Origin of the sequence: Bradyrhizobium sp. ISRA442 (assembly GCF_038085055.1) — a bacterium.
Classification (GTDB): Bacteria; Pseudomonadota; Alphaproteobacteria; order Rhizobiales; family Xanthobacteraceae; genus Bradyrhizobium.
In genome coordinates, this window is the sequence record NZ_JALGCN010000029.1 from 42,752 (window position 1) to 69,147 (window position 26,396).

The 26,396-nt window shown below is 58.8% G+C and carries 20 protein-coding genes and 1 pseudogene; 10 read left to right on the forward strand and 11 right to left on the reverse strand.

The genetic code is table 11. The features are described from left to right. Positions 1–257: 257 nt before the first annotated feature. Positions 258–1,127: a glucose-1-phosphate thymidylyltransferase RfbA gene (gene rfbA / locus MTR72_RS35885; protein ID WP_280964635.1), complete on the forward strand. Its 870-nt coding sequence runs from the start codon at positions 258–260 to the stop codon at positions 1,125–1,127. Positions 1,128–1,187: 60 nt separating this feature from the next. Further along, on the forward strand, positions 1,188–2,090 hold the full coding sequence (locus MTR72_RS35890) for a hypothetical protein (protein ID WP_280964636.1): 903 nt from the start codon (positions 1,188–1,190) through the stop codon (positions 2,088–2,090). A 147-nt stretch (positions 2,091–2,237) separates the two neighbouring features. Here MTR72_RS35890 and MTR72_RS35895 read toward each other — a convergent pair whose 3' ends face one another. Beyond that, positions 2,238–3,155, reverse strand: coding sequence for a hypothetical protein (locus MTR72_RS35895; RefSeq protein WP_280964637.1), 918 nt, complete (start codon positions 3,153–3,155; stop codon positions 2,238–2,240). 684 nt (positions 3,156–3,839) lie between these two features. On the opposite strand from MTR72_RS35895, the gene MTR72_RS35900 reads away from it, so the two are divergent. The 3 genes from MTR72_RS35900 (at position 3,840) to MTR72_RS35910 (ending at position 7,671) form a co-directional block, all read left to right on the forward strand. Then, positions 3,840–5,093, forward strand: a complete 1,254-nt coding sequence (locus MTR72_RS35900) for an oligosaccharide flippase family protein (protein WP_280971371.1) — start codon at positions 3,840–3,842, stop codon at positions 5,091–5,093. A gap of 364 nt (positions 5,094–5,457) precedes the next feature. After that, positions 5,458–6,438 carry an FkbM family methyltransferase gene (locus MTR72_RS35905; protein WP_280964639.1) on the forward strand — a complete coding sequence of 327 codons (981 nt, stop codon included), beginning with the start codon at positions 5,458–5,460 and terminating at the stop codon, positions 6,436–6,438. A 165-nt stretch (positions 6,439–6,603) separates the two neighbouring features. Next, entirely contained in the window at positions 6,604–7,671 is a 1,068-nt protein-coding gene (locus MTR72_RS35910) for a glycoside hydrolase family 5 protein (RefSeq protein ID WP_280964640.1), read from the forward strand. A 90-nt stretch (positions 7,672–7,761) separates the two neighbouring features. On the opposite strand, the gene MTR72_RS35915 is transcribed toward MTR72_RS35910, so the two are convergent. The 4 genes from MTR72_RS35915 to MTR72_RS35930 all read right to left on the reverse strand — a co-directional run bounded on the left by MTR72_RS35915 (position 7,762) and on the right by MTR72_RS35930 (position 14,823). After that, positions 7,762–9,615 carry a WecB/TagA/CpsF family glycosyltransferase gene (locus MTR72_RS35915; RefSeq protein WP_341512019.1) on the reverse strand — a complete coding sequence of 618 codons (1,854 nt, stop codon included), beginning with the start codon at positions 9,613–9,615 and terminating at the stop codon, positions 7,762–7,764. A gap of 58 nt (positions 9,616–9,673) precedes the next feature. Continuing rightward, positions 9,674–11,257, reverse strand: coding sequence for an undecaprenyl-phosphate glucose phosphotransferase (locus MTR72_RS35920; protein ID WP_341512020.1), 1,584 nt, complete (start codon positions 11,255–11,257; stop codon positions 9,674–9,676). 701 nt (positions 11,258–11,958) lie between these two features. After that, entirely contained in the window at positions 11,959–13,203 is a 1,245-nt protein-coding gene (locus MTR72_RS35925; protein WP_280964643.1) for a polysaccharide biosynthesis/export family protein, read from the reverse strand. A gap of 93 nt (positions 13,204–13,296) precedes the next feature. Next, complete coding sequence (locus tag MTR72_RS35930; protein ID WP_280964644.1) at positions 13,297–14,823, reverse strand: tyrosine-protein kinase domain-containing protein; 1,527 nt, start codon at positions 14,821–14,823, stop codon at positions 13,297–13,299. A 1,352-nt stretch (positions 14,824–16,175) separates the two neighbouring features. Here MTR72_RS35930 and MTR72_RS35935 point away from each other — a divergent pair. Then, on the forward strand, positions 16,176–17,423 hold the full coding sequence (locus MTR72_RS35935) for a hypothetical protein (RefSeq protein ID WP_280964645.1): 1,248 nt from the start codon (positions 16,176–16,178) through the stop codon (positions 17,421–17,423). 179 nt (positions 17,424–17,602) lie between these two features. Here the strand turns inward: MTR72_RS35935 and MTR72_RS35940 are convergent, their stop codons facing one another. Beyond that, complete coding sequence (locus tag MTR72_RS35940) at positions 17,603–17,872, reverse strand: hypothetical protein (protein ID WP_280964646.1); 270 nt, start codon at positions 17,870–17,872, stop codon at positions 17,603–17,605. A 27-nt stretch (positions 17,873–17,899) separates the two neighbouring features. Here MTR72_RS35940 and MTR72_RS35945 point away from each other — a divergent pair, with 27 nt between their 5' ends. Further along, the gene (locus tag MTR72_RS35945; protein WP_341512021.1) at positions 17,900–18,913 is read left to right on the forward strand and encodes an NAD-dependent epimerase/dehydratase family protein; all 1,014 of its coding nucleotides are present in this window, start codon (positions 17,900–17,902) and stop codon (positions 18,911–18,913) included. Beyond that, on the forward strand, positions 18,906–20,036 hold the full coding sequence (locus MTR72_RS35950) for a DegT/DnrJ/EryC1/StrS family aminotransferase (RefSeq protein WP_280971372.1): 1,131 nt from the start codon (positions 18,906–18,908) through the stop codon (positions 20,034–20,036). Before MTR72_RS35945 ends, MTR72_RS35950 begins: the two co-directional genes overlap by 8 nt. Before the next feature lie 146 nt (positions 20,037–20,182). On the opposite strand, the gene rfbB is transcribed toward MTR72_RS35950, so the two are convergent. Then, complete coding sequence (rfbB, locus tag MTR72_RS35955; RefSeq protein ID WP_280971019.1) at positions 20,183–21,235, reverse strand: dTDP-glucose 4,6-dehydratase; 1,053 nt, start codon at positions 21,233–21,235, stop codon at positions 20,183–20,185. 303 nt (positions 21,236–21,538) lie between these two features. On the opposite strand from rfbB, the gene MTR72_RS35960 reads away from it, so the two are divergent. Next, on the forward strand, positions 21,539–22,465 hold the full coding sequence (locus MTR72_RS35960) for a hypothetical protein (protein ID WP_280964649.1): 927 nt from the start codon (positions 21,539–21,541) through the stop codon (positions 22,463–22,465). Between the two features lie 359 nt (positions 22,466–22,824). After that, on the forward strand, positions 22,825–23,568 hold the full coding sequence (locus MTR72_RS35965) for a sugar nucleotidyltransferase (RefSeq protein WP_445819674.1): 744 nt from the start codon (positions 22,825–22,827) through the stop codon (positions 23,566–23,568). Here MTR72_RS35965 and MTR72_RS40625 read toward each other — a convergent pair. The 4 genes and pseudogenes from MTR72_RS40625 to MTR72_RS35985 form a co-directional block, all read right to left on the reverse strand. Then, positions 23,565–23,657 (reverse strand): annotated as a pseudogene (locus MTR72_RS40625) (alginate export family protein); the annotation flags it as partial. The gene MTR72_RS35965 and the pseudogene MTR72_RS40625 sit on opposite strands and share 4 nt — an antisense overlap. A gap of 220 nt (positions 23,658–23,877) precedes the next feature. Beyond that, a complete protein-coding gene (locus tag MTR72_RS35975; RefSeq protein ID WP_280964650.1) occupies positions 23,878–24,039 on the reverse strand; it encodes a hypothetical protein in 162 nt (53 codons plus the stop codon). A 102-nt stretch (positions 24,040–24,141) separates the two neighbouring features. Beyond that, a complete protein-coding gene (locus MTR72_RS35980) occupies positions 24,142–25,650 on the reverse strand; it encodes a glycerol-3-phosphate dehydrogenase (RefSeq protein WP_280964651.1) in 1,509 nt (502 codons plus the stop codon). Further along, a complete protein-coding gene (locus MTR72_RS35985) occupies positions 25,647–26,384 on the reverse strand; it encodes a class II aldolase/adducin family protein (protein WP_280964652.1) in 738 nt (245 codons plus the stop codon). Before MTR72_RS35985 ends, MTR72_RS35980 begins: the two co-directional genes overlap by 4 nt. Positions 26,385–26,396: the final 12 nt, after the last annotated feature.

The following is a 26,396-nucleotide window of genomic DNA, read 5'->3' on the forward strand; positions in this document are numbered from 1 at the left end:
GAAGGTTTGGCGGCAAGTATCGTTGGCTCGCGGTGCGGTTCACTTTGGGTTGGCATTCATGATCCCTGTGATGCGCTTCCAGGCTGATCACCTCGTGATCGGTGACGAACGCTCCCGGAAGCAATCGTCCGGAAAGCGTGTGACCAGCGATGCCAGCTTTCTCGGCTCCGCCCTGGGGCGCGGCTCGTCGCCCGCGAGATTCTGTGGCGATTGTCGGACCATCACACATTGTAGACCCCGCTTTTAGAGGTGGCGGCATGAAGGGGATCATCCTCGCTGGGGGCACCGGAAGTCGACTGTGGCCGATTACGCGGGGCGTGAGCAAGCAGCTCCTGGCCGTGTACGACAAGCCGATGATCTACTATCCGCTGACCACGCTGATGCTGGCCGGCATCCGTGAGATCTTGCTCATCACGCATTCCCGCGAAACGCCGCAGTTTCAAGCCCTACTGGGGGACGGTGCAGGATGGGGCATTGAACTGCGCTATGCCGTTCAGCCGCGGCCCGACGGCCTCGCCCAAGCACTTATAATTGGCCGCGACTTCATTGCGAACGGGCGGTCCGCATTGGCCCTTGGCGATAACATCTTCTATGGCGAAGGCTTCATCGCCCAATTGCGGCGCGCGGCTACAAGCAACGTCGGTGCCGTCACATTTGCGTACTGGGTGCGCGAGCCGAGCCAGTACGGCGTGGTCGATTTCGATCCAGATGGCGGCGTGCGCGCCATCATTGAGAAGCCGAAGAATCCACCCTCAAATTATGCAGTGACTGGACTCTACTTCTACGACGAGCAGGTTGCCGACATCGCTGCTACGCTCAAGCCCTCGCCACGAGGCGAGCTCGAGATCACGGATGTCAACAATCATTATTTGCGCCAAGGCCGGCTCACGGTCGAAAAGTTGGGCCGCGGCTTCGCCTGGCTTGATACGGGCAGCCCGGAAAGTCTGCTGCAAGCTTCAGAGTTCATGGCGACAGTCGAAGCGCGCCAGGGCCTGAAGATCGCCTCGCCCGAGGAGATCGCCTGGCGACAGGGTTGGATCGATGACAGTCAGCTCGAAGGACTCGCCGCTGACTTCAAGGGCAACACCTACGGCCAATACCTATTCAGTCTGTTGGCGGGCCGATAGCAGAACTCTGGATGCCGGTACGACGCTCTCGAGATCATTTGGTGCTATATGGCTGTTTTGTTGGACAGACCTGAAAGCTCAAAGTATCGCACTATTATTCTCGCTGGTTGTGATCGCAACTACTTCGATCTATTGTCGGAGATGCTCGTTTCGGTCGACCCGCACCGACGCATGCGCGGTATTGACATTGGCATCATCGATTATGGGCTTACGGCCGACCAGGTTCGCTCGCTGCACGCCTATACTTCGCGCATTATCAAACCAACGTGGCGTCTCGAGATTGCGCGCGATCAGGACCCGACATCCGGAATTTGGGCCAGCCATTTGTTCCTTCCGATCGAGTTTCCCGGCTACGACGTGTACTTCTGGATCGATCCCGACGCATGGCTCCAGGTCCCCGGCACACTTGATGCATTCATCGAGGGGGCCGGCGCTCATGGCGCCGCTGTCGTCGCGGAGCACCACCTGAGCTACCGCTTCCAGCCTCGTCTCCAGTTTCGGAACATCAAGAGTTTCATTCGCGGATACGGACTGACAGACGGACTGTGGCTGCAGATGCAGCCGCACATCAACATGGGTGTCTTCGCGATCCGAGGTGATGCGCCGCATTGGGAGAGGTGGCGTGAACGCCTCGTCGCCGCAGCTCGGCGGACCGGGCGGATCTATCCGAATGACCAATTCGCCTTCAATCAAATTGTCCATCAGGACAAAACACCGACCTTGATCCTCCCGCCGGAACTTAATTGGATTCCTGATCGCGCCCCCCCTGCATGGGACCCAGCCGTCCGCCTGTTCGTAACGCCCGACGAAAATCGGCGGCCACTCGGCATCATTCATCTTGCAGGCCAAGGGGCCAAGCGACGAAGGTACGAAATTCCAGTCCTTGGCGGGGGGACAATGAATACCGAACTGCGCTATTCGACCGTCCGTTCGTTTTACGACCACGTGCTGGAGCCGACATAGCGGGTTCGTTGAGATAGCAGTTGCGCACTCGCTCTGGCAATCAGCTTCCGCTCAGCTGATCCTTGTCGCCGCGAGGCGCGCGTGCCGTGGATCTGATCGCGAAGTTCGCCAGGCCCCAAGATTTCGAGTGTGACTCCGACCTGGCCGTCAGGAACCGGCTGTGACGTTTTGCATGAAAGCAGCAGCATCCACAGTGTCCGGATCTATCAATGTGCGATCCGCCTTATAATTCCCCAGAGCGCTACGCGCTTGCCTTGCATACGCGATCGCTTTGTAGACATACGGATTCAATATCCTTCGAGCAAACTTGCGCGATTTGAGTATCTGTTCTTGATTCCAAGGTTCGAAGTGGGAGTAATCGGCAGTAGTCCACCTTACATTCTCATAATCCGATTGAATTACCTCCAATCCCCTCACGTCACCGCATTTCCGCGAGAAAACCGCTATCAAGAATTGCTTACCGAAAGGAATTTGGTTCCGGCGCTTGAGTCCGGCGGGCCTCTTGATCAAATGCCACAACTTCGGACGAGAGGTATCCACGAGAAATACACTGGTGTCGCCGAAGCCGTTGCGTTCGCTGAAGACACTATAGAAAAATTCAGGAGAGTATTGATAGAAACCGTGACCCGCAAATCCATTCGCAATTGTCACGATCAGAATCGAACCGTGGACCCTTACCATCGAACGAATGTTGTCTATCGCTTGCGCCACGTCAAAGATGTGTTCGATAGACCCGAAATCTACAAAAGTATCAAATGATCTATGCAAATTCTCGGGGAGCGGCAGATTGAAATCGTGGATTATTGAGGCCCCTTCATAACTAGCCGCATCAACAGATTTAACCTTCTGCGCTCCCATTTTTCGAAACAGCGGCTCGGCAAACTGACCGAGCTCGATGGCCTCATCATATTCAAAATCCAACTTGGCGCTCTCGCGAACGGCCATATATTCTTCTTTCCAGAAATGGATCTCTTGCCTGCCAAGCATTACGGTCTCGCGAAAATCAAAACCATATACGCGGTTTGCGAAAGCGAGAGCTCGGAGTCCGGTGAAATCGATGCCCATGATTCTGGCCCGACAAAATCGCTCAGTCTTGAAGTCCCGGAGCCCGTGAGCGGCTCAGGGAGCTTCCTTTCTAAGACCAACGCAGGTCGTAAGCAATCGCAGCTCGAACAACTCGATGAACCTCCGAAATGCCGATTGGGCGCCGGGGATCGAGTCACAGTTCCGAAAGCCCTAACGTATAATTGTCGCAGATATTGAGGGCCCTTGACTTTGGCCGACCGGCGGGTGTGAATTTGGAATAATACCGACTTGCGTGGCGAGAGTGCACCGAATGTTTCTGCGCGAGCTGATTGGCGCCTGGATGGAATAGTTTTTTCTGTTAGTTGCGGTCGAGAAGATCACGGGAGAACGCGAGGATCGCGGAACGGTTGCGGCAACTGGCCGAACGAAGTCGGGAAACGTCGAAACCGTTCCAAGGACTTATCCGAAGTTAGCGGAGGCCTAGATCGAATTTGAAATATACGATCTAGTGGTGTTGGAAGTGTAGGATTGCCCCTTCGATCGCTTTGCGATCCATACGCTGCCGCCTTGAGCAGGGTTTGGAGATGACGTGTACGCCGCCAGAAGTACAAGCCGGGGAGTAGATTCTGCTTCTCTGTCCCGGACTCGGACCTCTTCCCCGAAGTCCGCCTAATCGCCGTCCGGCTTGGGTGAATCCGATCAACCTCTCGCGCTTATTCGGTCATGGTGCTTCGGGAACTATTAGGACGTTCAGGCTGGCTCTCGCTCATCCAGATCGCGGACCATGCCTTACCGATCGTCACGTTTCCAGTCGTGACCAGAGCCTTGGGTATAGAGTACTATGGTGACTACGCTGTTGTCGTTGGTATCTGTTCGTACTTTTCTTTATTCACGATTGCCTCGGTGTACGTGACAGGCCCAAAGATTGTCGCGGAAGTCAAGAACGACAAGCGAAAGCTGGATCACAGCGTCTCCCAGATTATTCTTTTTCAGCTTGTCACGTTTGTGGTTGTGTCGCTCCTATTTATTCCAGCTTTTACGCTGGTGCCGATGCTCCTAAAGCACCCCGCGGTTAGCATACTAGTCTTCTTACAGCAGAATGCTGTCGGACTTGCCCCAATGTGGTTCTTCCTGGGCATGGAGCGCACCAAGCTGCTTGGCATATCTCAGCTGCTTATCCGATCGGCCGGTGTCGGCGCAATTCTCGTTTTAGTCCGGACGCCATCCGATCTGGTCACATACGCAATCATAAACTTGGGCGTTGCGTTGACAGGTTCTGCGCTTCTGTTCGCTGTGCTTTGGTCTAGCATACGGTTTTCTTACCCGGGGCCCCGAGCGCTCCGTACCTCTGCGTCCTCGAATGCAGGGATCATGCTGTCCGAGTTCGGTGTGGTCCTGTATTCAGGTGCAGGCGCAGTTATTGTTGGCGCACTGCTGGGATCTGCCGCCGCCGGCGCGTTCGCTTTTGTGGACCGGATCTTAGTAGCGGCGCGCAGTCTTTTCGTCCCCGTCTATAACTCAGCCTTTCCTGTACTTTGTCGATATTCAGCCAATGAGCCCGAGAAAGTACCTAAATTGCGGCGGACCTTGTTGCTCCTCTTGCTAGTGACGGGGTGTGCCCTCTCGTGCACGTTCCTCGCATTGGCCGGCTATTTGGTCCTCTTCTTCGGAGGCAGAGAATTCGCAAACAGTGAAATATACTTGAGGTTGTTGTGGCTCATCCCGCTCCTTTCAGTCTGCTCCTTTTTTTTGGGCATGTTGTCGCTCGTCGTCTTCGGCTTCGTCACGCAATTCAGTCGGGTTCGGATCCTTGGATCCGTACTTGGGGTGGCGTGCCTGTATGTTGGAACGGTTCTCGCGGGGATAAAGGGAGCCTTCATGGCCGTCCTGATTGTAGAGACGTTAACCGCTTTAGGCTTCGTTGCCGTCCTGGTCATTGAGAAGTCGTTCCTGAGGGCTATCGGGGCACGACCATGAGGGGTACGCTTTCATGGCCGTGAACGGAGTATCAGGCGACAGCGCCGGCAACTCCTCGCTTCCTAAAAAAGGGTTGGGTCCCGCGCGATTCAACCCGCGCGAGAGGTATTGCGCATGATCTCAAGCGGTCGCTGCCAGGGATCTCCGTCCCGGGATGAGCGCGCGAGAGGCCGACCCTCATTGCGTCGGATTCGCGGACCTGCCGGGCGGCATGTTGTACTGGTGCGCGCGAGCGGCTTGGCGCCGGACTCAACGGCCGTAGTTCGCAAAAATTGCCCGTTGCGGCTTTCCGGTGTATCAATTTCGTTGTGTTCTAGGCTGGGCGCGAGAGGGACCTAACTAATCGCTTCAGGTAGGGAACGCCGTGCGATACGCATTTGAAGAACGCTGGCATTTAGGCGGACTGCTGGTCGATAGACTGCTCTACTGGGCAGTGACCAAAATCCGCGCCAGGGCGCTCAAAAAGGGTCGTTTCCAGCACCTATTTGTCCCGATGGACGACACTGTGGGGATGAGGGTCTTTGCCACCGGAGAATACGAGTCGACCCATGTCGCCGCTATACAAACGTTGATTGAGTCTTCTCACCAACTCCTGGGCTTCAAGATTAATACCGATGCGGTTTGCGTGGACGTTGGCGCTAATATTGGCCTGTACTCGATTGTCTTCAGCGGACTTTTTAGGCACGTTCTCGCATTAGAAGCCAACCCGGTCACCGCGAAAGTCTTGGAGGCGAATATAGCCGTTGCCGGATTGGATAACGTATCGTGCATCTGCCGAGGCGTATCTGCTTCGTCGGGCGAAGTTCTCTTGCACGTCCCTAACGATGGGAACTTTGGATGGTCGACGATCGAGCCAAACCAATCTGCATCCAACTCCAATCAACTAGCCATCCAAACTGCTACCTTGGACGACATTCTCGCTTCGTGCGAATTTGCTGGTGAGCCAATCGCTCTGATTAAAATCGACGTCGAAGGTCATGAATTGTCGGTCCTCCGCGGCTCGACACGCACGCTTCAGCGGTGGAATCCAATTGTCGTTTTTGAGATGATTGACAGCTCTTTGGGGTGCGAGTGCATGGCATTCCTCCGAGGCCTTGGCTACGCAAGTTTCTACAGGTTTCGTCGCAACCTAAGAGGTGCGGCAGCAAGCTGGAGAGAGACCGCTGAGAATCTGGTGCGCGGGCTACCTGTCCGGCTAGAGCCGCTCGACAATCCAGGATCCGGACACGAGACACTTGTCTTGGCCACGAAGGATCCGGCTCGTGCGACCCGTTCCTCCGGGGAGAGACGTAGCTCTGGCCGCGGCGACGTCCCCCTGCGGGCACTAAACGATCGGCTCTGCTAACGCAGGCGGATGTCTGAGCGGTGCGTCATGTATGTTGGAAAGCCCCGAGCCGCGGTCACTGGGCGATGAGGATGGAAGCTTCCGTGAGTATCCGGAGTATCTTACGGCTCGCCACCGTGGCTTCGGCGGCCTTGATAGCGCCAACTCAGTAATGAGGTGATCAACATGAAGCGGCGCGACATCCTCAAGCTCATCTGCGGCAGCACCATCGCGTGGCCGCAAATCAGCAATGCCCAGCAGAATCGTTCGTCCGACTCGGCGGCGCGCGTCGAAGCACCCGCGGCCGTCCCGCTACTCGCTCCCTTTCTGCCCGGGGTCAATCTAGCAGTCGGCGAGTTCAACGAAGAGGCGAAGTACGGAGGCAAGCTGTGGACCAACTACGGCTACCCGGATCCAGCTGAGATCGACTATTACGCCAGCAAAGGGTTCAGGCTGGTCCGCATCCCGTTTCTTGCGAAGCGAGTTCTGTCGGCAAGCTACAAGCCGACTGCCGATATGGATGTCTTACTGCGACTTATCGACCACGCCGATCACAGGCGCGTTGCTGTCGTACTGGACATGCACGATTATGGGATGTCACGATCGGGAAGATTGATCGGCCGAGATGCCGGGGCAACGCGCGAGTTTGCCGCCTGCTGGGCAGCGATCGCGGAGCGGATCAAGGGCGAGCACAACGTGGCGTTGGGCCTGATGAACGAGCCGCATGACCAAACCGCGCGCGAATGGCTCAGCGGCGCGAACGCGGCCATCAAGGCGATCCGGTCGGCCGGCGCAGGCCAACTGCTGCTGGTGCCGGGCTCGTACTGGGATGGCGCCTGGAAATGGACAGAGGAGGACAACCATACGGTCATGCTCGGTGTGATCGATCCGCTCGACAACTACGCGTATGAGGCGCATCAGTATTTCGATGCTGATGGATCGGGCAACCCGGGGGATCCGGTGATAGCTGGCTCGGGAGCGTCGCGTCCCAAGCCTTTCACGGAGTGGTTGCGCGCCAACGGCAAGAAGGGCTTCATCGGCGAGTTCAGCTTCACCTCCTCGCCAGCGTACCTCGCCGAAGCCGATGCCTTCCTCAAGCACATTTCCGAGAATCGAGACGTCTATATTGGGTTCGCCGTGTGGGCCGGCGGTCCGTGGTGGGGCGACTACCCGTTCTCAGTCGAGCCGGACTTGGCGGCCACGCCGGTCATCGACAAGCCGCAGATGCGAGTATTGGCCAACTATCTCCGCTAAGGAGCCTCGATCGCATTAGCGAGTGTTCAAATCCGCCCCAATGCTCATAGGACGACCTGAACCGGCACGTGCTATCCGGATGCAAACATCTCACACCCGCGCGCCCGACCACCACTGCCCAAGCACGCGCATCAAAAAGACCGGATTTCCCACCAGATAACGGTGCCACAGCCGTCCCGGCTCGAGCAACAGGCGGTACACCCATTCCAGCCGCGCCTCGCGCACCCACAGCGGCGCGCGCGCAACATCGCCGGACAGAAAATCAAACAGCGCGCCTACGCCGATGCCCAGCCGGCAACCGGTGGCCTGAAGATGTTCGGCCAGCCACAATTCCTGGAGCGGATTACCCATGGCTACCAGCAGCACGTCGGCCTTGGATGCCACGATCTTGGCCACGATCGTCATCGCATCGCCCTCGCGCAAATAGCCGTTCTGGTAGCCCGCAATCCGGTGGCGGCCGCCGCACATCGTGATCAGCCTGGAAGCTGCGCGTTCGGCGACGCCCGAGGAGGCACCGAGAAAGAAGATGCGGTGGCTGTTCTTCGTTTGCTTAAGGTAGTCGGGGGTGAAATCGGTGCCATTGAGGTTCTGCGGAAAGTGCGATCCGAACAGGATGCGGCTTGCAGTATCAATGCCGATGCCGTCGTTCATGACCAGGCAGTGCTTGAGCACGCTGCGATACCTCTCGTCGCGGCTTGCGACGTTCAGCGTGTTGGCGTTGGCGAAGACGACGATCGTCGGCTTGCCGCTGGCGTAGGCCGCATCGATTTGTTGGACGGCCTCGTCCCGGGTTCCCGCAAAGACCGGGACGTCGAGAATGGTGCGATACCTCGCTCCCAGCACGTCGTCGTAGAGCGATCGGTAAAGGTTGACGACATTTTCCCAACCATAGCGGGCGGCCGCGGCAATCGACCGCTGGCGGATCGAAGAGTAATTCGCTGCGACGTTCTGCCAGCGCTCCGCGAAGGATGCTGCCGCAGCCTCAGGATCGGCAAAATTCACATTCAATCCGACACCGCTCGCTGCAACCAGTCGCTCGAACGGCGGGATGTCACTCAACAACGGAAATAGTCCCGCCGACATGCCCTCGATCGCCGCGATCCCGAATCCCTCGTAGTCGGAGGAGCTAACGATGACCGAACAGCTCCCGATCAGCCGCCTGATCCTGGCATCATCCGGAGCTTCTTCGATCGTCACCGAGTTCCGCACGCCCGAGACATCGACCAATTCCTGCACCTGCTTTAGGTCGAGATCCCACGGCCGCCCTGCGATCGTCAGTCTCCAGTCGGGGACAAGCCGCGAGAGCGACGCAAAGAAGTGGATCAGCCGGTCGAGCCGCTTGTTCTGCGAGAAGCGGCCGATCCAGATCATCGACTTGACGGCCCGATGCGACGAGGCGTCGTCAAACTTCTGAATGTCGACGCCGTTCTCGATGCAGACTAGGCCGCGCGCCCTGATTCGGCTGAACCGGTCCCGATCGGTCTGGCTCACCGCAACGACGCCGTCGTACTCGCGCATCGAGCCGCGCGTCACGGTGGAGAAATAAATCTCCTTCAGCCGCGCCGCGAAGGACGTATGGAAAAAGCCGCCATGGGTCGAGACGACGAGCTTCTTCTGATGCAGAAGCCTGGTCCATGCGAGATAATCAAAGAAGAAATCGATTGCATGCACATGGACAATATCGGCGTCGCCAACATGGCTCAAAATCGAAGGAGCGATCGGGTAACGCGAAGAGCCGAAGAACGGAATTCTAACGATCTCTATTCCGCTGACCAGCTCATGCGCAGGAAGCTTGCCCAGCTTGTCAGTTTTGAACAAGCGATCAAGCGTGACAACACGCACCATGTGAGCATCGCGCGCCTGCCTCGTGGCCAGCTCCCAGACGACGCTCTCGACCCCTCCGACCGCCGGATAAAACTGGCGAACAACGTGCACGATACGCATCCACCACTCCGATTGTCTTGTACTGCATCAATCAGCTGCCGACGGTCACCGGTGCGCCTCAATACGCGTTTCTCCGGCGCAGCACTTCCCCAGGGGTTCGAAGCAGGATCAACAGATCGAGCCCGATGCTCCAGTGGTTGATGTACCAGAGGTCGCAATCGACCCGCTTCTTCATCAGCTCGATTTGCGCGGTCTCACCTCTGCAACCGTGAATCTGCGCCCAACCGGTCATTCCGGGTTTGACGTGATGGCGGAACGCATATTCCGACAACATGCTACCGTAGTGGCCATCATGAGCGATCGCGTGCGGGCGCGGGCCGATCAAGGACATGTCGCCAAGAAGAACATTGAAGAGTTGCGGCAACTCATCGAGGCTAGTGGCACGCAAGATGGCGCCCACTCTGGTGACGCGCGGATCATGCCGGATTGCCTGAGCGACATTGTCGCCCTCCTCCATGACCGTCATGGTACGGAACTTGAAGATCCTGAACCGTCTTGCATTAAAGCCGCTCCGCACTTGCCGGAAAAAGATCGGTCCCGGGGAGTCAAGCTTGATCGCCACTGCCGTCAGCGCCATGAACGGCGAAAGCAGAACCAGTGCAACGCTGGCGCCCACAACGTCGAACAGCCGTTTGGCGAGCCGCTCAGTCGCGGAAAGCGGGGGACGCTGGATTCCGATCGCAAAAGAACGATTGATCGAAAAGCTGGGATTCTCGATCAGATTGCGTACATTGCGATCAGGCAAGAGCTCAACCGGCAGCGGCGAGCTCCTAAGCTTCTCGCGAATGAGTTCTATAAGCCTGGTTTCGTTCCAACGAAATGCCAGAACGATCTCCTCGGCCCCGCGATCGCGAGCCAGAGCCAGCGCTCGGTCCAACGATGCCAAGATGCTCTTGGTTGCCGGCGACGGCCAACTTGCCGCGGCAGGACATGCAACGCGCGCAACTTCGTTTAGCCCGAACCGCCGAAGCAAATCTGCGTGACTGATTATCGCCAATTCGTCGCGCAGTCCCACCACAACGGCGCGGCGGCCCTGCACCCGACCCTGCTTCATCGCTGACGCAAGCGCCGCTTTCATGAGATTGCGCGAGATCAACAACATCGGAAGCGCCAGACCGGCGAAGCAAATGATTGAGCCTCGTGAGAATTCCACGCCAATCCGAAACAGAAATGCCAGCATCGCAAGGATCAGACTGATCAAGAACCATTGCCAGACAATGCTTGACACTTTTTGGACAGAGAACAGGCTGGACATCTGATAGAAACCTGATGATCGCCCGACTAGTACGTAGAGCAGCGCAGCGGTGACACCTGCCCCGACATGGAAGTTTAGATTCCATGGCGCATGTGAAATTAAGTCCTGATAGCCGCGCGCTCCCAGAAGGCTTGCCAAAACAATGAAGCTGGCATCGGCGGCAGCAAACAGCACTCCGATCGCCGCGCAGGGAATCTGCAGTTTCAGCCGCGCTTGGTCCTGCAAGTCGTCGGTTTCAACATACAGGTTTGATGCATTGCCAAGAATGTTTGTGCCGGCGAGAAGCGGCCCGTTCGCTTCGGCGGGTCCACTCGATACCAAACCCGTCCAGCCGCTAGCCTGGGGATGATTTCGGCTTGAGATTGCTTCGGAGTCAAATTGACTCATTTGCCCCGACCTTTTACCCGCGACCATTCCCGATCGCGCAACAGGTCTGAATCACGGATGCAAACTATCCTAAAACCTGCTCTATCAAAGTGAGCTTCATGAGCTAGTCCATAGGAGGGGTGAGGCGATCAGGTGCAACAGGGCTTTTTTGCCGCCCAGTCGCGGGGAGGACGCGGCGGTGCCTTGTGATCTTGCCTCAAGACCATTGACCGCTCGGTTTGATCTGCGCCCCTTCGAGACTTGCTACTCGGTTCGCTATCGCGAACGGCCAAAGGCCATCACAGCAGCGACGCTACACGTCGTCCTGGTCTCCCCGACACAAGCGTTGACGATTGGTGCGGCAAGCCGCACGTTCTCGATCATGCTTTGGCACGTCACAGACCACTTTGCCTTGCCACGCGCGTGTGGCTCATGGTTGGTGGAACGAAGGAAGCGTGTGGCAGCGGCCCCTGTTCAGAAGGCCCTTGCGTTTCGCCTTCACCCTGACCGCCGCTCATGTGTCATCTTCTTCTGGGAGCGCGTATGATGGAGGCGGCCCGGCACTGGCTCCATTCGATGCGTCGGAAGACTCTGCGATCGATCCCGCAGCAACAAAGGTCGGCAGGAGCTGAGCCTGCGCTTAACCTCCTTGCATCGCCCGACGCGATCCCTTCAGGCCTTGCTGGTAGCCATGCATGTGGGAGATAGCAAGGACCGCCGAGTTATCGATCCGCTTTCGCCGGACTTGACCCGGACAGATTGGCAACGTCGCTCGGAGCGTACGGCTCGGGATGGATCACGGGAACCTTGACAATATCGTCGGGCAACACCGATGTCATCTCGTCCGCCGCGATCTCGCGCGTGGTTTGACCGTCCCTCCGAATTATTGTGAAGGTGGACTGCTGGCCGCGCGCTGCAAGGCGCGCGCGAGCCTCAGCGGGTGCGCTAATTTCCGCCTCGGTCAGAAGGTCTACTTCCGTCCGGATTCGAGTCCGCAATTCCGAGAGCTGATCTTTGGTCTCCCGCAGTTCCTGCGTGTCCTTCCGCTTCCTCTCGAGCGAGCGCTCGTGAAGCCCCTGCTCGGCCAATGCGACGCTCTCGTGAGCCTTTGTGATTGCCGTTTCGATAGCCATCTGTTCATTCACGATCTGCGCGAGCGCCCGCTCGAGGGTGAAGAGCGTCGGCGCAAGCGCGAGGCCCTTTGTCGAGAGCGCACGAAGCTGTTTCAGCTGTACCTCAGTCGTCTCGCGCTCCCCTGCCAGCGCCTGCACTTGCCCGTTGAGTGAATCGATCTCACGCTGGTAAAGCGTCTTGATGTTTTCGAGCGCCGCCTTTTCCGACCGAGACGTATCGTTCTCCAGGGCCAGGACAGCGCGCTCGCTATCCAGGATGACGGAGATGCTAGGGTCATCCCTCTGCTCCGCAAGACTCGGCGGCACCGTAAAATCATTGTTGCCGGCGAGCGCCGCCGTCAGGCGCGCCTGGCGCGCCAAGAGCCGGTTCTGCTTCAGCGACAATTCGCGGATCTGGCCTTTCGCGAGCGCAATATCGCGGTCCAGCCGCAGCAGGCCGAACTCTGGCCGGTAGTATCCGCTCGCGATACTGATCGCCTTGAGCACCGTAAGACCCGGTCGATATGGATAATCACCGGGCCGTTGCACATCCCCCACGATGGAGAACGGCCGATACTGAACCATTTCGACCGCTGCAATTGGCGGCTCGCCTCCGCTTGCGCGCCGCTGCAGTTGCTTCGATATTTCTCGTGACAGATCACTGAGGCGCTCGCCAACGACATGGATGTTTCCGATCTGGGGGAGGGAAATGTCACCATCCGCGGTTATCGTGTATTCGCCGGCTAAATCCGGCCATTCCTGCACCTTGATCTTCACGCGGTCCGATACCCCGAGCCGGTATTCGTCTGCGACTGCGGCTGTCGAGGCAAGCATCAGCACGACGTTCAGAGCCATTGCACTCTCGCGAAGCTTTTTCCGATTCATAGCAGTTCTCTGCCGTCTGGATTCTGCAGATGGCGCCTGCCGAAGCCGGCGCCTTGTTTGCATCTAGATCAGGGCCTCGGAGCGAAGCGAGCGTCGTGGCGTCTTGTTAATGACCGTTCCGACAATCCTGTCTCGTACGGTTCCGAGCGCACGCAGCACCTGCTCGAGCTGGGCCTCCGACGCGCGCCCCCATTCCACCACGACCAGCAAGTCGTCAATGATTTGACCAGCAGCGCGCACGTCCACGGCACTCGTAAGCGCAGGAAGATCGAGAATGACCCACTGGTAGAACAACTCCGACCTTCCATTGATGAGCTCGGCGAGATTGCCCCATAGCGCGTCGAGGTTGTCGGTGGGATTTCCGGTCGGCAGGAAGTCGAGATTGGGGCAAATGTCCGCCTGGATGACCTTGCCCGGCGCAACTTCGCCGCGCAGCATCTCGTAGAGGCCTTGCATCTCTCCCTGCCCCGGCTTGCTCGAGAAGATCGCGGTGTCGCGACATCCATCGATAAGGAGCACACGGGAACCGTCGCGCGCAATGGATTTAGCTAGCCTGGCGGCAAGCATCGTTTTTCCTTCTCCGCGCGAACAGGACGTTACGGCAACCATATGCGGAGCCCTCTCGGAGCGCTCCAGCACCGCTGAGCGCGCACGACGCAGCACCGAGCTTATCAAGCTGGCTGCCGGGCCGGGCAGGACAGTCCGCTTGCCCTTAACTTGCGGTACGTATCCGAAGCACTCAACGGAGGTCAGCGCGGCCAGTTGCTCAGCGCTGCGCACGCGTCGATCCGCTAGCGTCAGCCCGAGCCCGCCGCCGATGCCTAGCACAGCGCCGAACAGTGTCCCCAGTAGCATGGCGACGCTCGTACCGGGGCCGTCCTTGGCGTCCGGTGGAACGGCATCGCTGATGACCTTCGCGGTCGGTCCAAGCACCTTGATCCGCTCCCGCAATGCCGCGTTCGTCGTGACGACGGCGCTGGTGTCGTTCTGCTCCTCAACGAATGCCTGTGCGATCTCATTGGTCGCCCTGGCGGCGTCCGTGGCGGTCAAGGCGGTTCCGCGAACCGAAACGACCTGACTTGTGCCCACCCGACGAACCGTCGTGTTGGATCTCAGCAAAGCCAGCGCGATTTGCCTGCGGCTCGCCCCCGTGCGCTCCGGCTTCGCGCCAAGTGCTGCGAAGCGTGATCTCGGCAGGATTTGTTCGATGTTGTCCAATCCGAGCCTGTCGATGACGCGGTCGAGAACGCTGCCCGATTTCAGCATTTCGATTGCACTCTGAATGAGCGAGTCCTCCAGAAGAATCTGGAGGACGACCGCGTCCGGCCCCGACGATTGCAGGGTCGTATTGGACATTAGAAGTACGGCAGACGCGGAAAATACGGGAGTTCTGATCAAGCCGTAAGCGCCGCCTGCAATCCCACCCAGCGTGGCGCCGACAAGCGCCAATCTCACGATCATCGACCTTCGTTGCCGAGCCTTGGCCAGAAAGATCCTGAAGCCGTTTCCTTCGCGCCAGCATCCCGGTGCAACGGATCGCCCCTCCGGGTCGACAAGGGCGGAACGCTGCCTGTTTGTTGCGTCAAGCATGGATAAGTCTCCGGCATCGTTGCGCGCATCGCTTTTTTCGGCTCGCGCACGAGGCGCACGTATGTCCTTCTGAGTGTCTCCTCACTTCTCCGGCTTCGCCCGGAGAGCTACCACCTTGTCCCAAGGAAAGCAGCGATGCCGGTTGTTGGCGTCGAGATAGCGTGCCGATTCCGCGTCATCCTAGGCAACGAAAGATGCCGCACGCCGACGTTAGGATGGAGGCTGCCGGCAGACGACCCACCGTTTCGCTCCTCGACACAACGACGCGATCTTCCTGTCGGCCTCATTGCGCTTCAATTCATCCGTTCCGGCAGCGCCAACACAATCTAGTGCAAAAGCTTTGGTCGTCATATGCGCTCCGTCCACAAGACTCATGGCGACAGCTGGTGCAATGCTGCAATCGGTCCGAAGTAACTAATCCTTTTGAATAGCGGCGGATCTGCGTGCCTCCTGCGCGTAACCGAGCCGCCTGATGACAACAGGCGCGTCTTGCTGCTGACGTCAACAGACTGGCGAGGGATCACGGGGATCAAGTGCACTGCCGCACCGACTTCCCCATAACCACAATCCAAGGCAGATCGCACGGCCTGCTCGCAAAGGCGGATCGATCAGCCGGCTTCGCGGCTTTGCGGTCGAACGTTGTGAAGGTGGGAATTGCCTCCTTGCCGTTCACCTCATGCAGAGGGTCGCTGGTCGTGCGACCAGAGATCACCCATCGAAGAGCGCCATCCATGTCCGCTCCGCCGCCGCAATCCTACGCTTACGCGTGGCGGAGACGGCATTCGCCCGCTCGCGGCGGCGCAATTGCGGGCCGCCTTTTTCACCAACTCGGTGTGCCGACCGTCGATCCGTCGTCAGCAACTATGATCTCATACGAAGCATCAATCTGGCTCGCCGCGGAAGAAGGCATTTTCAGAATGAGATGGTCTACTCAAGAAGTAGTCCTTCTGGACCACTGAACGATTTTGTAGTGCACGTTTGCTCCCCCAGGCTTCGCGAACACTCCGGCCTGCGAACGGCCATTCCCAAGAATCACTCCCAAGTTCCACGAGCGAAGCCCGCCGGCACGATCCGGTTCACGGAGACGGAATACGCGGTGCAGGCCTACATATCCTGCCCGAGTACCTCGACATCAAAGCGGCAGTCCTCATTGATTCACGAGCATCGTGGCCGCGCAGGAGTGATACCGCCACTCGGCAGGTCAACTGGTCACGAAAAACACAGTTGCTTTCTCGGTCGGTGCGGATTTTGCGGCATGCGCGGCTCTGGCCGAAACCCGCGAAATGACCTATAGTTCGGTGTGCCATCCGAGCCGCCTCGTGAGGGCGACCGTACGTCGCAAAGCGCTCAACATGAGTTCAGCCCTCGCAGCATCTGTCCTGGTCTGTGCGGTCTGCTTTAATGCGATCCTTTCAATCGTCAACGGTCATGTCGTAGCGCTTGCGCGCGTCCATGTTGTCCTGGCCGAAGTCACCATCTACGCTGGCGCCATCGCGATCATTGTATCTTACGCCGACCGGAAGATGTGGCCATGGCTGTTGTTGGCTCTATTCATCGTTTCGACGGGTCTGCTCATTTCTGCCGGAAACGGCGCGTTCAACGCGAAATACGTAAGAGACGTCCTGGTTATACCGATATTCATCATGCTGGGAATGACCTATCAGGGGAATAGCTTTGCGCTGCCGTTTCTGACCCTTCATACCATCATTGTCACCGTTGCCGTTTTTGAAGTGGTAAGTCCGTACGCCTACGCAGAGCTTTTCAAAATTCTGAGCTACTACATCAATACGCGGGATTTTAGCGCCCAATCGTTCTGGAACACCGGATCGACCTTATTCGTGAGCGCGACGCGCCCCGGCACACGATTCTTCAGTTTTGTCGAGTGGCATCGTGTCTCTTCGGTTTTCCTGGAGCCGGTTTCTCTCGGCAATTATTGCGCCATCGCGGCGGCCCTCATCGTTGCCAGCTGGTATGAGATGAACATCCTGGTCAAGCTCTACCTCATCGGCTCGACATTCTTCCTTCTCGTCGCTTGCGACGGCAGGCTCGCGGCAATCTCGATCCTGGTCATCGTTCTCGTGGGGGTTCTCCGCAACGTCACGGGCCGCTGGTCGGTCAGCTACCTGCCGGTCATTCTGTTTCTCGCGGCAGGATATGTTTGGACGTTCAGTAACGGCCAAGTGTCCGATAATTTTAGCGGCCGCATTACCAGCACGATCGACGCACTTTCCCAGCTCGATGTCCTCGGACTGATGGGCCTCAATGCTGCAACAGCCGAGAGCGTTGCGGATAACGGCATCGTCTATTTCATCCTTTCGCAGTCGCTGATCGGCGTAGTTGTCATCTGGCTCGCGATCTGCCTGTTCGCGCCTAACTGGACCGCGGCGTCGCGCAGCTATGTCCATGGGATCATGATCTTCATTCCTCTGAACCTGCTCGTCAGTTATTCGTTCTTCTCGATCAAGATCGCGTCCCTGATGTGGTTCGTCTACGGATATCGGTACATGAAGGATCTGGTGGACGAGACGAGATACGCGAGGGACCGGGTGGTCGACCCGGCGATGTATCCTGCCGCTCATGATAGGGTTGTAGGATTATGATTATTGATCACCTGCAGTGCTCGGCTCATGAAATCAGGCTTTTCGCGCGGCTAAGACCCGGAACGAAGGATATTTAGTATGGGAGCTGACCAGTTTGTTGTCGTGATGATGCTGCCCTCGGCAGTTGGGCAGAACGGACTATTCGTTCCTCTTGGACCAACTTCCTTCGTTCGAATTGGTCACCAAGCATGCACAATGAGGCGATCGAGCGGCCGCACGAGGAGTTCAACCACGACACAGACCGTATTGCTATCAGCGACGCCCCAGTCCTTGGGCGCTACTCGCCTCCGGCCAATCACATGCGCAAGCTTGATCGCTGAAAAACACTCGCCAACAAAGCTGATCGATAAGACGAATGACCTCGCCGCGCAATCAATTGGCTTCACGGTATCGGAGATTATCGCCACTCCGGATTCCAAATCCACGTCCCGGATGGCGCCGAATTGCAAGACGCAATCTCGCTGGATTGAGATACAATGATAACGCAAGCGTCGCCCACTCCCGATCTCAAGTTCGCCTTCGGCGGCGCGCGCGTGATGATAACGGGTGGTCTTGGCTTCATTGGCTCGACCCTGGCCGCGCGTCTTGTCAAGTTGGGCAGCGAAGTGACGCTTGTAGACAGTCTTGCTCCGACTTCTGGCGCCAATCTTCACAACATCGCACCAATTCAGGACCGACTGCGTGTGGAGATGATCGATGTTCGTGACGTACCAAAACTCGGTGGCTTGCTGCCCGGATGCGATTATTTATTCAATTTGGCAGGCCAGACAGGCCATCTTGAGTCGATGGCCGATCCCATCACTGACCTCGACGTCAACTGCCGCGCCCAACTCGCGCTCTTGGAAAGCTGTCGAATGGTCAATCCAGGGGTGATTGTGGTCTTTGCGAGCACACGTCAAGTCTATGGGAAGCCCGACTATCTTCCAGTGGACGAAAAGCATCCCACGAGGCCGCCTGACGTGAACGGTGTGAACAAGCTGGCCGGTGACCTCTACCATATCCTCTATCACAACGTTTACGGTATACGCACGACTGTATTGCGCCTCACAAATACCTACGGACCGCGCATGCGCATCAAAGATGCGCGGCAGACGTTTATTGGCATCTGGCTACGTCGGGTGCTGGAGGGTCAACCCTTTGAGGTTTGGGGAGGTGAGCAGCGCCGCGACTTCACATATGTGGACGATGCGGTGGACGCCCTCCTCTTGGCCGCCGCGCGCCCTAATGCCAAGGGTCGTATCTTCAATCTTGGCGGTGACGAAGCTCTCACACTAAGCGAACTTGGCGATCTCCTCGTCTCCGCAAACGGCGGCGGCCGCTTCGTGGTGCGCAGCTTCCCGCCCGAGCGCCAGCGTATCGACATTGGCGACTATGTGGCCGACGATAACCTTTTTCGTGGCACGACCGGTTGGAGACCGGCCGTAGGGATTCGTGAGGGGCTTACCCGCTCCCTAACCTATTTTCGAGAACATCTGGCGCACTATGTCTGACCTGGCAATCCCACAGAGCGACCCGAGAGCGTCCTACCTTGTGAGGCAATCGGCAATTGATGCCGCGATCTCACGTGTGCTGACCAGCGGCTGGTACATTTTGGGCAATGAGGTCGCGGCCTTTGAAGAAGCATTCGCAACCTATATCGGCTGCCAGTTTTCGGTTGGGGTCGCGAGCGGCACCGACGCGCTGGTCCTGGCACTCCGGGCAATTGGCGTCGGCGCCGGCGACTACGTCGCGGTGCCGTCGCACACAGCCGTTGCCACGGTGGCGGCAATCGAATTGACAGGTGCCCGACCGCTGCTGATTGATATCGACCCTGCAACTTATACGCTCGATGTTCAAGCGTTCGCGGATGCCCTGGCCCAACCGGTGGGACGCATCTCGGCCGTCATTCCGGTTCACCTCTATGGGCAATGCGGCCATCTCGAAGCAATTGTCGATTTGGCGCGCCGATGCGGCGTGCGTGTGATTGAAGACTGCGCTCAATGCCACGGCGCCACGCTCGGGACACGGCGCCTTGGAACCTTTGGTGATATGGCGGCTTTCAGTTTTTATCCCACAAAGAACTTGGGCGCGTTCGGCGACGGGGGCGCTGTAGTTACGGCAGACAAGAAGCTGGCGGAGAACGTTCGAATGCTGCGGGAGTATGGCTGGCGCACGCGTTACGTCAGCGACATCGCAGGCGTGAACTCTCGATTGGACGAGTTGCAAGCAGCCGTACTGAACGTGAAGCTAGGGACATTGGAGGCCGACAATGCACGTCGCCAAGCGATCGCTGCGGCCTACGATTTCGGCTTGAAGCAAAGTGGGCTCGGCCTCCCGGCACGGCACAGCGGCTCGACTCATGTCTTCCACCAATACGTCGTCCGTTCAACGCATCGTCAGATCCTGCGTTCATCGTTGCGGCGCTTGGGGATTGCGACGAACATCCACTATCCGATTCCAGTCCACCTCCAGCCGGCTTATGAAGGTCGTGTCGCCATCGGTCCAGCGGGTCTCAGAGAGAGCGAGCGTGCGGCTTCCGAAGTCTTGAGCCTTCCGATTTATCCGGAGCTAGCTGATGTTGCAGTTTCACAGGTCATCTCGGGTGTACTGGCGCAGGTGCAAGAGATTGACTGATCTTGCACCTTTGGATCTTACTCGTTTTGTAGAGAATCGGCGACCGCGACCAGTCGGCATTGCCGCCATTCTCGCAAGCGGTCGCCTCGTGCAATAGGCCAAAGCCGCGCCCGCGTACCGCCAGCCAAGATTATCTCTACCGCCCGTCATCCCACGCCCCGGCCAAGCCCCAGCCGCTCCTGTTGATAGCTTGTGGACGCGCGATGACACCAATCTTGGTTCTCCAAGTACCAATCGACGGTTGCGGCTAGGCCACGCTGGAGATCATACATGGGCCGCCAGCCCAACTCCATTTCGAGCTTGCGCGGATCAATCGCGTAACGTGCGTCGTGGCCCGGACGGTCCGCGACAAACGTGATCAGCCGATCGTGCGGTTTACCCGCAGGCCGCCGCACATCCAGCAAGTGACAAATGGCACGCACAATGTCGATGTTGCGAGCCTGCGCGCGACCACCGATCAAATAGGTCTCGCCAACCCGTCCCGCGCGAACGATCAGACGCAGCGCTACAGAATGGTCTTCGACGTGCAGCCAATCCCGCACGTTGAGACCCTTTCCATAGACGGGCATCTCGTTGCCCCCGAGCGCCTTCAGAATCATAAGCGGGATCATTTTCTCGGGAAATTGATATGGCCCATAGTTGTTGGAACAATTTGAAAGAAGAATAGGCAAGCCATATGTACGGCACCAAGCTCGGGCGAGATGGTCCGCGCTCGCCTTGCTCGCCGCATACGGCGAGTTTGGCCGATAGGGACTCGTCTCGCTGAACTCGCCGCTAACGCCGAGCTCGCCGTAGACCTCGTCGGTCGAAACCTGAAGGAATCGAAAGGAAGCGCGGCTCCTCGCATCAAGGCTGCGCCAATAGTCGAGTGCGGCCTCAAGCAATGTCAGAGTGCCGACGACATTGGTCTCGATGAACGCGGCAGGCGTATCGATCGAGCGGTCAACATGGCTCTCCGCGGCAAAATGGTAAACTGCACGCGGCCGATACTCTGCAAATATGGCCCGCACGGCCGCTCGATCGCAAATGTCGGCTCGAACGAAAGTGTGCAACTGGCTCCCAGCAATCGGCGCTAAGTTTGACAGATTGCCGGCGTAAGTTAACTTGTCGACCGTGATAACGCGGTCCCCCTCGCTGATGAGCGAGCGCACTAGGGTGGAACCTATGAAGCCGGCACCGCCAGTCACGACAATAGCCATGAGAGATACAGACTCAGTCGACGGGATCGTCGTGAAGCTATCTCGAGTTGCCTCCAGCAAGAGACTGCTCATCAGGCCACCCGGAGAGGCGTTTGGGCTAGTCTCGAATTCCCAAGGCATGCGTTTCAATCTTTCGCGGGGCGGTGCTGGACCACCACTTCATCGGCGCACCGAGCTTAGGACATTGTCCCGCCGCAGACTTGTGGCAGCATGTGTTGTGAGATCGTTTGCGCTCTCAGTTGTGAGATCGTTTGCGCTCTCAAGCGATGCCCCTGTCGTCCGACATCCCGGGAGCAAGCGACCGTGAAGCCGACCGACGCGCCAGCCACCGTGTTTCCGGCTCTAAGATCGCGGGCGAGAGTTCTCGTCCATGCCTATAAGCGCGCGATCTGGTCTCGAGCTGTCGGCGCGCGCGGGATAGCGCGCCTCCTGTTGCCGCCGATCGTTGCCAGGATGGCATCCCAGGTGGGCGGCGCAGAGTGGGAATACGTTGCCGATCATTGGCCGCAGGACGACCGCAGGAGCTTCGGCTGGGATGATTCTACTGTCCTTCGAAGCATGCTAGACAATTGGGAGCCCTACAAGCGAGCCGTCGACGGCACAGAGCCCCTTGCTTTCTCGCCCTGGTTTACTGACCTGCCGGACTTCAAGGCCCATAATGTCCTGATGACTTACGGCTACGTCCTGGCACGGGCGGCCCATCGTAAGACACGGCTTTCCGTTCTCGATTGGGGCGGTGCGTTGGGTCACTATGCGGCCGTCGGCAACGCATTTCTGCCGGAGGTCGCCCTCGATTTCACGGTGAAAGAGCGGGCCGATCTCTGTACGGGCGGCCGCGCACTGCTGCCGGAGGTATCCTTTACCTCGTCCGATGATTGTTTCCGCCGCCGCTACGACCTGGTGATGGCAAACAACTCTTTGCAGTATGCTCCCAATTGGCAAGCTGTCGTCCGCCAGCTCGCCGATGCCGCAGAAAGTTGGCTATTCGTCATGAGTGTGCCTGTGGTGCACAAGGCGCGGAGCTTCGTGGTCGTTCAGCGACCGCAGCGCCACGGCCTGGAAGCCGATTACATTTCATGGGTCTTCAATTATGACGAATTCTTGAGGCAGGTGACAGGCTCCGGATTCATTCTGCAGCGTGAGTTCCTCGCCTTCGGCACTGATCGTCAACATTATCGAAAGGCACCGGAAGCATCACAGGTGTTGGGCTTTCTCTTTCGACGCACCTGAGCGGTGGATAGTACTGCCGAGGTCCTGCGCCGGGCGCACGCGATGCTTCGCGGGATCGATCCTAACGAACTAATCCTTTGTGGCGCTCAGCAAAGTTGACGAGAAGGTTTGGCGGCAAGGATCGTTGGCTCGCGGTGCGGTTCACTTTGGGTTGGCATTCATGATCCCCGTGATGCGCTTCCAGGCTGATCATCTCGTGATCGGTGACGAACGCTCCCGGAAGCAGTCGTCCGGAAAGCGTGTGACCAGCGATGCCAGCTTTCTCGGCTCCGCCCTGGGGCGAGGCTCGTCGCCCGCGAGATTCTGTGGCGATTGTCGGACCATCACACATTGTAGACCCCGCTTTTAGAGGTGGCGGCATGAAGGGGATCATCCTCGCTGGGGGCACCGGAAGTCGACTGTGGCCGATTACGCGGGGCGTGAGCAAGCAGCTCCTGGCCGTGTACGACAAGCCGATGATCTACTATCCGCTGACCACGCTGATGCTGGCGGCATCCGTGAGATCCTGCTCATCACGCATTCCCACGAAACGCTGCAGTTTCAAGCCCTACTGGGAGACGGTGCAGGATGGAGCATTTTCATCGTCCCAGTTGCGGCGCGCGGCTACAAGCAACGTCGGTGCCGTCACATTTGCGTACTGGGTGCGCGAGCCGAGCCAGTACGGCGTGGTCGATTTCGATCCAGATGGCGGCGTGCGCGCCATCATTGAGAAGCCGAAGAATCCGCCCTCAAATTTTGCAGTGACCGGACTCTACTTCTACGACGAGCAGGTTGCCGACATCGCTGCTACGCTCAAGCCCTCGCCACGAGGCGAGCTCGAGATCACGGATGTCAACAATCATTATTTGCGCCAAGGCCGGCTCATGGTCGAAAAGTTGGGCCGCGGCTTCGCCTGGCTTGATACGGGCAGCCCGGAAAGTCTGCTGCAAGCTTCAGAGTTCATGGCGACAGTCGAAGCGCGCCAGGGCCTGAAGATCGCCTCGCCCGAGGAGATCGCCTGGCGACAGGGTTGGATCGACGACAGTCAGCTCGAAGGACTCGCCGCTGACTTCAAGGGCAACACCTACGGCCAATATCTATTCAGTCTATTGGCGGGCCGATAGCCCGCGAGCGTGAAATGGTAGCCGTTCGGGAATAGCGGATTGAAGGTCCCGGGCACGTTGTCGCGCGGCTGGTGATCGCCCGCGGCGGCCGCATCGTAGGATTATGGGGAACAACTCGAGCTCCGACGCCATTTCTTGTTCTCACGGCAACAAGCAGAGCCTCTCCTGATCAATCGAGCGAAGCGCTGCCGGGACGAGCACCATTAGCTCTTAAGTCGCGCGCGAAAGCCCTCCCCTTGCGACGTTATTCTGAAGTTCGCCCCCTACTTCTGACGAAAACGATCAACATCGCAGCTTCAACCCACGGGGCTAGGTGGCACTGACACTTCCAAACGGTCCGAAGTCGCCAACGAAAGTCTCTCCTGCCTTCGGCCGCAGAATGCCCGTCAGCGTGCCCGTGCTGATCATCTGCCCAGCCTTCATCCCGATGCCCGTGCACGAAAGCTCGTTGGCAAGCCAGGTCAGCGGCACGCCGTTAGCCTCCTGCCGGCGCGGCACCGAACGCCCGCGCGATACGCGCGCGTCCGATTCGCCTCGCTCTACCGACGCCCCCGACTGGTCGTGGCGGTGATCTCAGATGGAACGCGCGAAAGCGTCCCGTTGCGGCGCCGTCAGATGCAAACCATGCTTCGTGCGCCGGTCCAGGAAGTCCTCAGGACCCCTAGCCCACTCCTTCTCGCGCAGGAACGCGGCTTCGCACTCATAGAAATTTCCGCCGAAATGGCGTCCGAGATCGGTGGAGACGCGCGCCGTTCCGACCAATTCGCGTGCACGCGTGCCATAGAGACGCGCATAGTGATGGACCAGCCTGCGCGGAAGATCGGGATATTCGCGCGCCAGCTCGACGATGAAGGCATCGAAACTGCCCCCGATATCGCCGCCCGGCAGCGGCTGACCCGCAGTCCAGGCCGTCGACATCTTCGGAAACCATGGCTCCAGACGTTGCAACGCGTGTTCTGCGAGCCGGCGGTAGGTCGTGATCTTGCCGCCGAAGATCGACAGCAACGGCGGCACGCCCTGCCCGCCGTGAACCTCGAACACATAGTCGCGCGTCACCGCCGACGGATTCTCGGCATTGTCGTCGTAAAGCGGCCGGACGCCGGAAAATGCATGGACGATTTCCCGCTCGTCCGGCGGCGCACGAAAGTACCGGCGCAGCACCCCGAGCAGATACGCAATCTCGCTCTCGTCGATCGCGACGTCTTCCGCGCGGCCGTCATAGGAAATGTCTGTCGTGCCGATCAGCGCCAGATCGCTCTCGTAAGGGTTGACGAAGATGACGCGCCGGTCCTCGTTCTGCAGCAGATAGGCCTGCGACCCGCTCCAGAATTTTGGCACCACAACGTGACTTCCCTTGACGAGCCGCACATTATACGACGAGTTCAGTCCGGCGACGCCCTGGACCACGTCCTGAACCCACGGCCCCGCCGCATTAACCAGCGCCCGCGCACGGACGCTCTGCGCACTGCCATCTTCGCCCTGCATCTCCAGACACCATGCGTCCGTTTCTCGCCGCGCGCATATTGCCCGGGTGCGCGGCAGGATGATCGCGCGGTTGCGTGCGGCGTCGACCAGATTGAGGATCACGAGCCGCGCATCGTCGACCCAGCAATCCGAGTATTCGAAGCCGCGACGGAATTCTGCGCGCAGCGGCGCGCCCTCAGGCGCATGCGCGAGATCGAGGCCGCGGCTCGGCGGCAGGCGCTTGCGACCGCCGAGATGATCATACAGAAACAGGCCGGTGCGAACCAGCCAGGCCGGCCGTTGTTCCGGCGAATGCGGCAGCACGAAACGCATCGGCCAGATGATGTGCGGCGCGGACGCGAGCAGCACCTCGCGCTCGATCAAGGCCTCGCGCACCAGGCGAAACTCGTAATATTCGAGGTAGCGCAGCCCACCATGCACGAGCTTGCCAGAGCGCGATGACGTTCCTTCGGCAAAGTCGCCCTTCTCGCACAAGAGCACCTTCAGGCCGCGCCCGGCCGCATCACGGGCAATGCCGGCGCCATTGATGCCACCGCCGATAACGGCGATATCGACCAACCCGTGATCCCTGCCCGTGCCCGGCGCAGTTCCCGTCATCGCGTCCTGCTGCGTTTCTTCTCAACGCGCCGGCCGGCTGCGGCCTTCGCCGTGGTGCGCGCCCTCACGGGCTTCGCCTTTGGCGGCTGCAATCCGTAGGTCGAGAACCCTCTTGCCGTCTCGGCAATCTCTGTTTCGGTGAGGATGTGCGGCGAGCCCAGCGCGAGCGAGAGATAATACTGCCGCGCGATGGTCTCGAGCTCGACGGCGAGCCACATCGCCTTGTCGAGATTGGCACCGACGGCAATCATGCCGTGATTGGCGAGGAGGCAGCCGTTGCGACCTTCGAGCGCTGCGAGTGCGAGCTCCGACAATTCTGCCGTGCCGTAACGCGCGTAGCCGGCGCAGCGGATGTCATGGCCGCCGAACGCCGCCATCATGTAGTGACAGGCTGGAATCGGCTTGCGCGCGATCGCGAGCACGGTGGCGTAGGTCGAATGGGTGTGAACGACGCTGCCGACATCCGGTCGGCCCCGCATGATGTCGAGGTGGAAGCGCCATTCGGTCGACGGCTGCAACGGCCCCTCCCACGAACCATATTCGCCTTCGAGCGGCATCGCGGCGATCATCTCGGGTTTCATCGCGTCGTAAGGCGTGGCCGACGGCGTGATCAGCATCCTGTTCTTGTAGCGCGCGGAGATGTTCCCCGATGTCCCCTGGTTCAGACCAGACGCATTCATCCATCGACACTTGGCAATGATCGCCTCGCGCAATTGCCGTTCTTCGCGGGTCATCTCAAATCACCT